The organism is Luteibacter sp. KNZ12-1A (genome assembly GCF_056755675.1).
In genome coordinates this window covers 1-12,538 of record NZ_JBPGXU010000110.1, presented here as the reverse complement: position 1 = coordinate 12,538, position 12,538 = coordinate 1, and the positions used below count along the sequence as shown (strand labels likewise).

10 protein-coding genes are annotated in these 12,538 nt (G+C 68.4%); 8 read left to right on the top strand and 2 right to left on the bottom strand.

Features of this window, described 5'->3' with window-relative positions; translation table 11 throughout:
• The coding region (locus ACR9ZJ_RS16630) for a hypothetical protein (RefSeq protein WP_481288367.1) at positions 1-181 on the top strand (181 nt) is incomplete at its 5' end.
• Positions 182-192: 11 nt separating this feature from the next.
• On the opposite strand, the gene ACR9ZJ_RS16625 is transcribed toward ACR9ZJ_RS16630, so the two are convergent.
• Together ACR9ZJ_RS16625 and ACR9ZJ_RS16620 are read right to left on the bottom strand one after the other, a co-directional pair.
• Complete coding sequence (locus ACR9ZJ_RS16625) at positions 193-1,404, bottom strand: nucleotidyltransferase family protein (protein ID WP_481288366.1); 1,212 nt, start codon at positions 1,402-1,404, stop codon at positions 193-195.
• A gap of 7 nt (positions 1,405-1,411) precedes the next feature.
• Complete coding sequence (locus ACR9ZJ_RS16620; RefSeq protein ID WP_481281515.1) at positions 1,412-2,884, bottom strand: B12-binding domain-containing radical SAM protein; 1,473 nt, start codon at positions 2,882-2,884, stop codon at positions 1,412-1,414.
• 176 nt (positions 2,885-3,060) lie between these two features.
• On the opposite strand from ACR9ZJ_RS16620, the gene ACR9ZJ_RS16615 reads away from it, so the two are divergent.
• The 7 genes from ACR9ZJ_RS16615 to ACR9ZJ_RS16585 all read left to right on the top strand — a co-directional run bounded on the left by ACR9ZJ_RS16615 (position 3,061) and on the right by ACR9ZJ_RS16585 (position 12,463).
• A complete protein-coding gene (locus ACR9ZJ_RS16615; protein WP_481288365.1) occupies positions 3,061-4,104 on the top strand; it encodes a serine kinase in 1,044 nt (347 codons plus the stop codon).
• A 2-nt stretch (positions 4,105-4,106) separates the two neighbouring features.
• Positions 4,107-5,807, top strand: coding sequence for an ATP-binding cassette domain-containing protein (locus tag ACR9ZJ_RS16610; RefSeq protein ID WP_481288364.1), 1,701 nt, complete (start codon positions 4,107-4,109; stop codon positions 5,805-5,807).
• A 377-nt stretch (positions 5,808-6,184) separates the two neighbouring features.
• On the top strand, positions 6,185-8,785 hold the full coding sequence (locus tag ACR9ZJ_RS16605; protein ID WP_481288363.1) for a glycoside hydrolase family 31 protein: 2,601 nt from the start codon (positions 6,185-6,187) through the stop codon (positions 8,783-8,785).
• A gap of 3 nt (positions 8,786-8,788) precedes the next feature.
• Positions 8,789-9,691: a glycine betaine ABC transporter substrate-binding protein gene (locus tag ACR9ZJ_RS16600; protein ID WP_481288362.1), complete on the top strand. Its 903-nt coding sequence runs from the start codon at positions 8,789-8,791 to the stop codon at positions 9,689-9,691.
• Positions 9,688-10,824, top strand: a complete 1,137-nt coding sequence (locus ACR9ZJ_RS16595; protein ID WP_481288361.1) for an ABC transporter permease — start codon at positions 9,688-9,690, stop codon at positions 10,822-10,824. Before ACR9ZJ_RS16600 ends, ACR9ZJ_RS16595 begins: the two co-directional genes overlap by 4 nt.
• Positions 10,821-11,747 (top strand): ABC transporter ATP-binding protein, encoded by a 927-nt coding sequence (locus ACR9ZJ_RS16590; RefSeq protein WP_481288360.1) that lies wholly within the window; start codon positions 10,821-10,823, stop codon positions 11,745-11,747. Before ACR9ZJ_RS16595 ends, ACR9ZJ_RS16590 begins: the two co-directional genes overlap by 4 nt.
• Positions 11,744-12,463: an ABC transporter permease gene (locus tag ACR9ZJ_RS16585; protein ID WP_481288359.1), complete on the top strand. Its 720-nt coding sequence runs from the start codon at positions 11,744-11,746 to the stop codon at positions 12,461-12,463. The genes ACR9ZJ_RS16590 and ACR9ZJ_RS16585 overlap by 4 nt, the downstream gene beginning before the upstream one ends.
• The last annotated feature ends 75 nt before the right edge of the window (positions 12,464-12,538 follow it).

Here is a 12,538-nt window from a genome sequence, read left to right as displayed (position 1 = left end):
CGGCCGTTTCCGCCGAGCCATGGAAGGCGAGTCGGAAACCCCGCCCGGCGCGACGGGCGCGACGGGGCGCCAGCCATCGAACATGGCCGCACAGCGGCATCCTTTCCCGAGCGACGGTGTAACCGGAGCGACGAGGGTGGCGGCCGACGGCTCTGCCTACCGCGCTCCCGGACTTCCGTGAAGAACCTTTATTTATCCCGCCACGACCGCATCGAGCGCCTTGCGCACCACGTACAAGGTATCCATGCGCGGTACCGGACGGGTGAGCCAGGTCAGGAGGCGGCGTCGGTGGCCCAGGTTGACCCAGGTCTGGCCTTGCAGCCAGACCTGGGTCCGGATCATGTCGGCGCGTTCCTTCACGCTTTCCTCGGTGGGTCGGAGCCGGTTCTTCAGGCAGCGTCCGGCTTCGCCGAGCGAGCGCGACCATTCGACGCCGGGGAGTGCATGCAGCCAGAGGTTGGAGCAGGAGACATGGGTGAGCGTCTGCCGGCGTGAGGCCATGCGCAGCAGGAATGGGCAATCGCGACGGAGTCGCCGGAGTACGTTCTTCGGCACCGAGCCGGCGTAATAGCGTGCGACGAGTTCCAGTGGCGGCAACGCCCACCAGGGACGCTCGCCCGCCCAGAGCACCTCCCAGTCGTCCGGCCGCATGCGCGTGGCGAGCAGCGCGATGTCGTTGAGATGGAGCAGGCGCAGGCTGCGCCCGCACATATTGCCCGCGGCGTGAAGCAGCAGGTGGCTCATCAACGCGCCCGGCGACGGGTAGGGATGGATGCCGGGACGGGTTTCGCGCGGACGAATGGCCGGTGTGATGTCCACCGTGTTCAGTGGCAGGCGTTCGTGGATGCGGGTATGCAGTTCGATGTTGATCGGCGTATCGCGATGCTCGCCCAGGCCCGCGACCGCGTCGCCCGCCGATGGCTTGAATACGCGGTGCTTCCATTGCGCGAACGATTCCTCGTAGCCCATGGCTAGCAGCATGCGGGCCGTGGCATCCGCGTCGGCTTCGTCCACGAGCAGGTCCACGTCGGCCATCGGCCGGTCGCCCGGCACGTACAGGCCGAGCGCATGCAGCGCGGCGCCCTTCAGCGCGACCATCGATAATCCCGCGTCGCGCGCGCCCGCATCGATACGATGCAGCAAGGCGGCGATGCGCTCGTGGCGCTGGATGACGTGCTGGCGCTGGTCGACGAGGAAACGCCGCCACGAGGGCCGTTGCCAGGTGGAGAATCGGCAGAGCAGGGGCGAGACACCGTGGGCGACGGCGGCGGCCGAGGCGAGTCGCCACTCGAGGTCGGTCCAGTCCGGCATCTCGGTGCCGGGCTGGGCGAGGGCGAGCTCGGCCGCCAGCGTTTCCGTGGTCCGGCGAAGGCCGTGCCTGACGAGTTTCAATGGCGGCAGCATGGCGTGCTCATGCGAGGGGGAGGGCGACGCCTTGCGACGTCACGGGGGAAGGAAAGGTCGGCGCTTCCGTGCGGTGCGCTCGCTCGCCAGCCAGCAACGCGTTCCAGCGCAGGGCCAGGGACGCCTCGGCCTGCGCATCGGTCGCACCTTGTTGCAGCGTCACCTGGTCGTGCAGCAGGTTGCGGAACTGGCGGTAGAAATCGGAATCGTAGGCACCGCGAAACATCATCGCGAGGTCGGCGCTATCGTCCCAATGCGTCTTCGCGCCGAGCTGCGCCTTCACTTCCTCGAAGAACTTCGTGCCAGGGAGGGGATAGGACACGCTCACGCCGATGTCGTCGGGTGCGGCCAGTGCCACCAGCTCACGGGTAGCCATCAGGTCGTCGAGCCGTTCGCCGAGATAACCCAACTGGATGAAGAATCCGACGCGGATGCCGTGCGCGCCGAGACGCCGCCGGGCGGCGACGAGGTCGGGCACCTTCGTGCCCTTCGTCATGCGATCGAGTACGCGCTGGCTGCCGCTCTCGGCGCCGATCCACGCTTCGGCGCATCCGGCTTTCGCCAGCGCGGCGGTCATGCGCTCGCTGGCGAGGTCGGCGCGGGTCTGGATGGTGAAGGGGATGGACCCGTCGCTGGCCTCCAGATGCATGGCGAACTCGCTCACCCAGTCGACATGGAAACCGAAGATGTCGTCCGCCATCCAGACATGATCCGGCGCGAAGGTGCGCTTGAGATAGGTCATCTCGGCGGCGACTTCCTCCGCGGGCCGCTGGTTGTAGTGGTTGCCCCAGATCGGCTTCGCACACCAGTTACACCGGAACGGACAGCCACGGGAGGCGGCCATGTTGAGGCTGAAGTAGCCGTGTCGGTCTTGCCAGAACGCGCGGTACCGATCGATGTCGAGCAGGTCCCACGCCGGTTGCCCGGCGATGCGCGGGTCCGGAGGCACCGCACCGATGCGGGTGACGCGGGTCGTGCCGTCGGCGATGCTGGCCACGCCGGGAAGACCCTCCGTCCATGCCGTGGGATCGATGTCCGGCTGGCGCTGGAGACGATCGACGAGCGCGATCAATGCGCCGATGCCTTCGCCGATCAGCACCGCGTCCGCGCCGGCGGCGAGGAAGGGCTCCGGGTGGTCCGAGGCATCGGAACCGGCCACGATGACCCGGGCGCCGTTCGCACGCGCTTCGGCGATCATCCGGCAGGCCGCGTCACGCATGCGGCCAAGGCACATCTTGGTGAGGAAGTTGAAATTGTCCTCGTAGAAGACCACCAGGCCGGGCCGCGCTCGATCGAGCGTCGCCGCGTAGTCTTCCACGCCGTCCGCCAGCATCGCGTCGAACAGCGTGACCTCGTGTTCCATCCGGCGTAAGAGCGCGGCGATCTGGATCGTCGCCAGTGGCGGATAGGGCTTGCCGCGTTCCCACTGCTTGCTGTCGTAGCGCAGGAAGTAGGAATGGCCTACCTGGATATTCAACATCGGTGACGAGCCTCGGACTGAACCAGGGGAGCGCGGTGCCGGGACGCCGCGATGGGCGTAGGTGCCTTCCGGTGCCGGCGAGGTTGCGTCGACGCCATGGCGCGCATCGACAACCTTCCGGGGCTCGCGCCGCACTCACGCCCTCAACCGTTTCAGGCCGGGAAGATCGACAGGCGATGACGTTTTCGACCGATGTCCATGCACGAGGCGTATCCGTCGCGGATCCATTCGGCGAGCGCATGCGCCCCACGGTCTGCGTCCGCCGGCAGATCCTTGGTGGACGCTTCCGCTTCGAAAGCGACAGTGCCGAGCTGCTCGCCCTGGTGGATGCGGCATACGGTGGCTTGCCGGAGCATCGCTTCTCCACGGTGTCGCCGGAATTCCGCGTCGAATTGCGCGTGGTGCCGCGCGAGGCCGCGGTCGTTCGCGACACGCCGCCCCCGGTGCGCACACAGGCGGGCGCCGGCCTGCTCTGCGGCATGATGGACGAGGCGAACTACGTGGTGCTGGTTCCGGCGCAACACCGTGCCCTCGTCGTCGTATCGCAGGACATGCTGGCGCATCCGTACCACGTGCGTTACGAGTTGATCGAATTCGCCGTCTTCATGCTCGCCGCCCGTGGCCTGAACCTCGTTCCGCTGCACGGCGCATGTGTCGGACAGGAAGGGCGCGGTCTCCTGCTGCTCGGTGCGAGCGGGGCGGGCAAGTCGACGCTGGCCTTGCATGCCTTGCTCGACGGCATGGATTTCCTCGCCGAGGACGGCGTCTTCGTGCAGCCGGAAAGCATGTCGGCGACCGGCGTGGCCAACTTCCTGCATGTGAAGCGGGACGTGTTGCGCTTCATCGACGATGCGGCCGTTCGCGACTGGATCGAAACATCGCCCGAGATCCACCGGCGCAGTGGCGTGGCGAAGTTCGAGGCGGACCTGCGCGAAGGTGGCGGCCACCAGGCGCCGGCACCCCTGCGCGTGGTCGGCGCCATCGTCGTGAGCGCCGAGACGGCGGTCGATCCCACGCGCTTGCTGCGCCGCCTGCCGTGGGAGCACGTGGCTTCGCTGTTGGCGATCGACCAGCCGTATGCGGCGGCACAGCCAGGGTGGGACCGTTTCGTTCATCGGCTCGGCGGAATGGGCACATACGAACTGCGCCGGGGCAGCCATCCAAGGGAATCCATCGCCGCGCTGCGTGCCTTGCTCGCGGCCGGTACGCCGGGGCGTTGACGATGTCCGACGGCATGCGGCCCGGGGCGCCATCCTTGCACGCGTTGTTGCGTTCGCTGCCATCCGGGGACCGCCTTCCGACGCTTGCCTATGTCGTGTTGTCGTTGGTATCCGCGTGCGCGGGCAGCGTCGCGACGGTGCTCCTGGTCGCCCTGGTGCAGCCGTCGCACGCCTTGCCCCTGCCTGTACTGCCTCTTCGTGGCGGTGGAGTGGACACGACGGCCGGCGCTTTCGCGCTCGTGACGGCGGTGTTCGCCGTGCTGCGCTGGCAGGCGTCCCGCCTGGGCGCGCGACTCACGGCACGTTACGGGCTGGGCCTGCGCCGGCGCGTGCAGGCACGGCTGGTGGACGCCTCGCTGCCCGCCTTGGCGAACGCGACATCCGCGGAAATCGCGAATGTGCTCACCTATAACACCGAGATCGTCGTGCAGGGTTTCAGTGCCTTGCAGCAGTTGCTCGTCGCAGGCGTGACCGCCGCGGCGAGCCTCGCCGTCGCATGCTGGGTCTCGCCGGTGCTGGTGCTCGCCACGCCCGTGCTGGGTCTTCTCGGCCTGCTCGGTTCGCGTGCGTTCGGCCGCGAGCAATCGGAAGTGAGCCGCGCCTATGTGGCGGACATGACACGGCTGTTCTGGCATAGCGAGGATTTCCCGCGACGCTTGCGCCACGTGCGTTCCTATGGACGCGAGGACGCGGAGAAGGCGAGCTATGGCGACGTGGCCGCGCAGCTTTGCGAGGGTTATGCACGGCAGCTGGAACTGATCGCCTCGGGCCGTCTCCTGCTGGAACTGGCGGCTGCGCTGGGGATCGCCGTGGTGTTCGCGCTGGCCCATCGCTGGCATGGCATCGATGGCTCGTCATTGATGGCCGTCTGCCTCCTGCTCGGACGCTTGCTGCCCTATCTCGTCTCCACGCGGCAGAGTTTCCAGCAACTGAAGTCGGCCGCACCGGCCCTGGAACTCTGGCAGCGCTACATGGGGCTGGAGACCGAGGTGCGGGCATCGACGCCCCCGAGGGCGGTGCACGGTGCCACGCTGCGCATCGAGCGCCTGCGGGTGAGTCCGCCCGCGGGCGGACTCCATGTATGCGACCTTGACCTGGTGCCGGGCGAACTCACCCTCGTTTCCGGCGACTCGGGCATCGGCAAGAGCAGTCTGGTCGACGTACTGGCCGGCATGGCGCGTCCGGATGCGTTCGTCGCGCGGCTGGGCAGCGAGGTCCTCGACTTCGACGCCTATCGACAGCTCGTCTCGAACGGTGCCTATGTCAGCCAGAGCGTTCGTCCCTGGCAACACACCGTGCGCGAGTGCCTGCGTTGGGCGGCGCCCTTGGCCACCGACGGGTCACTGCGTGAGGCGCTGGCCGACGTGGGGCTCGATCGCCGCCTCGCCGGCGCGGGCCTGGATACCTCGCTGGCCGACGCGTCGAGCCGACTCTCCGGCGGAGAACTGCAACGCCTCCTGCTGGCCCAGGTGATCCTCCGCCAGCCTGTCCTCGCCGTGCTCGACGAGGCGACCAGCGCGTTGGATACGGCATCGGAGCGGGCCGTGCTGGCGGCGATGAAGCGGCGCCTGCCGCATACGATCCTGGTGGTGGTCTCGCATCGCGCCGGCGTCGCGGCGTTGGCCGAGCAGTGCCTCGTCATCGGCCCCGATCGCGACCGGGCCGCTTCGCCCGTGCGCTCCGTGGGGCGGGCCAGGGCGTGACGCCGGTCGGCGATGCGACAGGCCCTGCCGTTCGGTCTATTGTCCCGTCACGTTCCGCGGCATAACGTCGGAGTCGACACAGGGGGGGACTGGCCGATGCGCACCACTGTCAGATACATCGCTCTTGTCGCGGGGCTGGCCGTCTCGCTGGCAAGCGGTTCCGCGGCGGGACCGGGCCGGCCGTCATTCGACGACATGGCTTCCACGCACCGCGGCTATCCCTGGAACACCGATCCCTGTGGACCGCACCGGCCCATCGTGGGGCTCTGTCGCATGCTGCGTCCGGTTCGCGGGTAACGAACCGCCCTTCACCGACGCGGGATGCGGCGACGCGTCATAATGGTCCACCTCCGGTTCGCAAAGGGGTGACGCCACCCATGGAAGCCACGACAGACAGCCGCCCTTCCACGGGGGCCGCCGCCCGGCCCGAGGCCATCGTCGAGCGGGGCGATATCCGCTTCACCGTGCTGACACCGCGGCTCGTCCGCCTGGAATGGAGCGCCGAGGGACGCTTCCGCGATGGGCGGACCCAGGTGGTCGTGCATCGCGCGCTCGACGTGCCACCGTTCGGACTGGCCGAGGACGATCGATTCATCGAGATCGACACAGGCACGTTGCGGCTGCGCTACGAGAAGGGAACCGGCCGCTTCGCCGCCGGCAACCTCGCGATCCTGGTTCGTCGCGAGGATGGGCCGGTCACATGGAACCCGGGCGACGCCCAGAAGTTCAACCTCGGCGGAACCTACCGCACGCTCGACCGCTACGACGGCGACACCTGGCAGGACGGCAGCACGCTGCCGCTGGAGGACGGGCTGATCGCACGCGATGGCTGGCACGTCGTCGACGACACCCAGGGGTTCGGCCTCGACGACGACGGCTGGGTGGAGGATCGTCCCGCAGGCGATCGCCAGGACCTGTACTTCTTCGGCTATGGCCGCGATTACCTCGCCGCGCTAGCGGATTTCGCGGCGATCGCCGGCCCGCAACCGGTCCCGCCGCGTTTCGTCTTCGGCTACTGGTGGTCGCGCTACTGGAACTATTCCGACGAAGAACTGCGCACGCTCGGTGCGCGTTTCGAGAAGGAACGCATTCCGCTCGACGTGCTCGTGCTGGACATGGACTGGCACACCACGCCCGGCCTCTCGTTGCGTCCCGGGCATGAGCAAAAGGATGTCTTCGGCGAGGCATCGGGCTGGACCGGCTACACCTTCAATCGCAGCCTGTTCCCCGAGCCGGGCGCCTTCATGCGCTGGGCCCATGGCCAGAGCCTTCGCGTGACGCTCAACCTGCACCCTGCGTCGGGCGTCATGCCGCACGAGGAAAACTACGAAGCGATGGCGAAGGCCTTGTCGTGGGACACCTCCACTCAGGCGCCCATTCCGTTCGAGGGCACCTCGCAGCCGTACATGCGCGCCTTGTTCGACACGATCCTGAAGCCGCTGGAAGCGCAAGGCGTGGATTTCTGGTGGCTGGACTGGCAACAGTGGCCCGAATCGAAGGCGCACCCCGGCTTGTCGAACACCTGGTGGCTCAACCATGTGTTCTTCACCGAGATGCAGCGCGACGGCGACCGCCGCGGCCTCATCTACCACCGCTGGGGTGGCCTGGGTAACCACCGTTATCCGATCGGGTTCTCCGGTGACAGCGTCATCTCCTGGACATCGCTCGCCTACCAGCCCCATTTCACCGCGATGGCGTCCAACGTGCTCTATGGATACTGGAGCCACGACATCGGTGGGCACACCTTCCACAAGCACATCCCGCGGGCGGAGCGGCACCTCGAACCGGAACTCTACGCACGCTGGATGCAACTGGGGGTGTTCAGCCCCGTCCTGCGCACGCATTCGGCGAAGGAAGCGAGCCTGCACAAGGAGCCCTGGCATTTCGGGCCGCCCTACGGCGATGCGGTCTTCGCGGCGATCCGCCTGCGCTACCAGCTCGCCCCGTATATCTACGCCGCCGCGCGACAGGCCTACGACACCGGCGTGTCGATCGTCCGGCCCATGTACTACCACTGGCCGGAACACGAGGAGGCCTACGCACACCCCGGGCAGTACATGTTCGGCGACGACATCCTCGTGGCCCCCGTGACCACGCCGGCCGGCATCGACGGGACCGCACCGTTCCCCGTCTGGCTCCCGCCGGGCAAGTGGTACAGCCGTGATGGCGCGGAAGCCTTCGACGGAGGTGGGATGGTGGAACGCTCGTACACGCTGGAGGAAATCCCGATCTTCGTGCGCCCGGGCAGCGTCATCCCGCTTTATCCGGAAGGCATGCGCGACCTTGCCACTGTCCCCGATGCGCTGATCCTGCAGGTCTTTCCCGGTTCCCAGGGCACCGCCGAACTCTACGACGACGACGGCACGAGCCAGGGTTACCAGCGTGGCGAGTTCGCCCGCACCTGCGTGCGCAACCGGCACGGCGACCGCGCGCACCGGGTGCATATCGATCGCATGGAGGGACGGTACAAGGGACGCCCGGCGAAGCGTGCGTACGTGGTGGAGTTCCTCGATGCGGGCATGCCCGAAAGTGTCGAGGTCAATGGCGAGGCGCTCCCTTACAGCGCGGAGCCGAAACCACGCTCATGGCTGTTCGACGCGGCGTGGCTGTGCATCCGGGTGGACCTGGGACCGGTTTCGGTGGATGAAGCACAGGATGTCGTAGCTCGTTTCGCGCCCGAACACACCGCGCCGGACGGGCTGCTGCATCGCATGCGCCGTGCCGCCGACGCGGTGCGGTACCTCAAGCAGGTGTGGGGCGACATCTCCGCGTTGCCCGACGATGTCGACCTGGCCGGCCAGGCGGCCCGCGTGTTGGCCTATGCCGTGGACGAAGGCGGCGACGAGGACAGGCCGGAGCGTTTCTCGGCCGCCGTGCGCGCGTTCGAAAAGCGCTTCGCCGGGCTCGCCGCGAGCGTCGATGCCACGCCGATAGACGATGCCTTCAAGCGAGCCTTCGCCGACCGGCTGGGACGCTGACCGTTGCGCCGCCTTCTTGTCGTGCTCCTGGCCTTGCTCGCCTGCGCCGCGAACGCGCAGGCACCGCTGCGGGTCGGCTCCAAGGCCGATAACGAAGGTGCGTTGCTTGGCCAGATCGTGTTGCAGGTGCTGCGCCACGAGGGCGTGCCCGCGGTGGATCATACGCAGCTGGGGCCGACCTCGATCGTCCGCCGCGCCTTGCTCAACGGCGACCTGGACATCTATCCGGAATACACCGGCAATGCCGCGTTCTTCTTCCACCGCGAGGCCGACCCGGCCTTCCGCGATGCGGGCAAGGCGCATGCGTTGGCCGCGTCGCTCGACCGTGCGGCGAACAAGCTCGTCTGGCTGGCGCCCGCGCCGGCCGACAACCATTGGGCCATCGGTGTCCGTGGCGACGTTGCCGGGCGCGAACGGCTGCGCACGCTGGACGATTTCGCGCGATGGGTGAACGGTGGCGGCGACGTGTTGCTCGCGGGTTCGGCCGAGTTCGTCGAAAGCGAGGCCGCGCTGCCCGCGTTCCAGGCGGCCTATGGCTTCAACCTGCGTGGCAGCCAGTTGTTGGTACTTGCCGCCGGGGATACCTCGGCGACGATCAAGGCGGCGGCGGAAGGTACCTCGGGGGTGAACGCGAGCATGGTCTATTCCACCGACGGCGCGATCGCGGTGACAGGGTTGGTGGTGTTGGAAGACCCGAAGCACGTGGAGATGGTGTACCAGCCCGCACCCGTCGTGCGCGAGGATGCGCTGAAGCGTTACCCCGCGATGCGGCCCGCACTGGAGGCCGCGTTCCGGCCACTGACCCTCGACGTGCTGCGCAAGCTCAACGCGCGCACGCAGATCGACGGCGAGGATGCCGCGACGGTGGCGGCGGATTACCTGCGTTCCCACGGATTGCTGAAATGAAGCATCCGGAACCGCTCGCGGCGTTGCCGGTTATCGTGCTTTCCGCGATCGGCCTGCTGGCGGCGGGGCTCGCGGCGTTCCTTCATGTCGCGCCGAACCGGTTGCTCGCCGGGCAGGCGTTCAACCCGCATTCCTGGCTGTGGATCGGCGCGTGGTCCACGGTGATGGCTTGTGCCGTGTTCCAGGTCCCGCGACATCGCTTCGTCGCAACCTCCATCGCCTGGCTCGCCGTGGTGGGCCTGCCGCTGCTCGCCGGGCTCGATGCGCAGCTGATCCTCGTCCATGCCGCCCCGTCGACCCGCGTGCAACTCGGTGCCGGCTTCTGGCTCATGTGGCTCGCCGCCGCCCTCCTGCTGCTCGATCGCCTGCGCGACCTGCCCGTGGGCGTGCAGGTGGCCGCGTGGCTCGCGGCGCTGGCGCTCATCCTGGTCCAGGGCGCCATCGGCGTGCTCGACGGGCTTGCCCTGCTGCGCGAATGGCACGCGCAGCGCGCGCCTTTCGCCGAGGCCTTGGCCGGTCACCTGCGCCTCAGTGCGATAACCCTGGTGCTCGCCTTGTTGACCGGCGTTCCCCTTGGGTGGTGGGTGTGGCGCGGGCGACGGAGCGATGGCGTGCTCGTCGGCGTGCTCGCCTTCCTGCAGACCGTGCCGTCGCTCGCGCTGTTCGCGTTGCTGATCGGGCCGTTCGCATGGCTGGCGCGCGCGTGGCCCGCGCTCGGTTCGCTCGGTTTCGGCGGTACCGGTGCGGCCCCCGCGGTATTCGCCTTGCTGCTGTATGCCTTGCTGCCCGTGGTGCGCTACACCGCCGCCGGACTGGACGCCGTGCCCGCCGACGCGCGCGAGGCGGCCCGTGGAATCGGCATGAGCCGTGCGCAGGTGCTCGTTCGCGTGCAGCTGCCGCTTGGCTGGCCGGTGTTGCTCGCCGGCCTGCGCGTCGTCGCCGTGCAGACGATCGGCCTCGCGGCGGTCGCCGCCCTGATCGGTGCCGGGGGACTCGGCCGTTTCGTCTTCCTCGGCATAGGGCAGGGAGCGACCGACATGGTGCTGCTGGGCACGCTGGCCATCCTTGTCCTGGCCCTGGCCGTGGATCTCGTCTTCCAGGGCCTGCTCGCCCTCACGGAGCGTCGCGCATGATCGAGTTCGAGCACGTCCGGAAGTGCTTCGGTGACCGCAGGGTGATCGACGATCTCTCGTTGCGCATCGACGATGGCGAATTCTTCGTCCTGGTCGGCCCGTCCGGCTCGGGCAAGTCGACGCTGTTGCGCACGGCGAACCGGCTGGTCCACGTCGACGCGGGCACGGTGCGCGTCGATGGCGAGGATGTCCTGACGCGCGACGTGGAAACACTGCGTCGCGGCATCGGCTACGCCATCCAGTCGGTCGGCCTCTTTCCCCACCGTACCGTGGCCGAGAACATCGCGACGGTGCCGCGCCTCCTGCATTGGCCCGTGGACGCGATCCGTGCGCGGGTGGCCGAGTTGATCGACCTGCTCCGGCTGGACGAACCGGGTATCGCCGATCGCTATCCGCACACCTTGTCGGGTGGCCAGCAGCAGCGCGTCGGCGTGGCGCGCGCACTTGCCGCGCGCCCGCGCATCGTGCTGATGGACGAGCCGTTCGGCGCGCTGGACCCGCTGACGCGCGAATCCTTGCAGGCCAGCCTCAAGGCGATCCAGCGCGAAACGGGCACCACGATCCTGTTCGTCACCCATGACATGGACGAGGCCTTCGGCCTTGGCGACCGGGTGGGCCTCATGCTGGATGGAAAGCTGATCCAGGTCGGCGCGCCGCTTGCTTTCCTTCGCCACCCGGCCGATGAGCGCGTGCGGGATTTCGTCGGCGGTACGCGGGCGCGTTTGCGCGAACTGGCGGTACGCACCGTGCGCGACAATATGCGTGGCGGCGAACACGCGGAGGGCGAGCCCGTCGATGCGGCGGCATCGTTGCAGGACGCGTTGGGTGCCATGCTGGCGCAGGGCCGCGACCGCCTGCCCGTGCGCGAGGGAGGCGAGCATGTCGGTGCGATCGTGCTGACCGATCTCGTGTCGCGGGCATGAAGCTGGCCATTACCTTCGCCGCGCTCGTCCTGCTCTTGCTGGCGCTGCCGCATGCGGGGCCCCTGTTCCATGCATGGCAGCCGTCGCTGCCACATCCGCTGTACACGCGAACGTCATTCCTCGTGCTGACGCTCGCCCACCTCTCGCTCGTGCTGGCAGCGACGCTGGCCGCGGTGGCGATCGGCCTGTCACTCGGCATCCTCGCCACGCGCCCGCTTGGCCGATCGTTGCTGCCGACGGTTCGCGCGGTGGCGGTGATCGGACAGACCTTCCCGCCGGTGGCCGTGCTGGCGATCGCCGTACCGCTGCTCGGCTTCGGCGCCGCGCCGACCTTGTTCGCGCTGGTGCTGTATGGCGTGTTGCCGGTGCTGGGACAGGCCGTGGCGGGCCTGGACCAGGTTCCGGCTGCGGCGTTGCACGCGGCCGATGGCATGGGCTATGGCCGCTGGCGCCGCTTGCTCGACGTGGAGCTGCCGCTGGCGGCGGGACCGATCATGGCGGGCATTCGTCTTTCGGCCATCATCAGTGTCGGCACGGCGACGATCGGTTCGGCGGTCGGTGCCACGACACTCGGTTCACCGATCGTCGAGGGACTGGTGGGCAACAATCCCGCCTACGTGGTGCAGGGGGCCTTGCTGGTGGGCGTGCTGGCGTTGACGGTGGACGCGGCGCTGGCTGCGGTGGAGAGGCGCGTGCGGCGGTCGGATCGCCGCTGAAGCGGCTCCCACATGACCGCCCGGAGAGCATGACCGCCCGGAGAGGTTGTGGGAGCCTGTCTCTTATACACATCT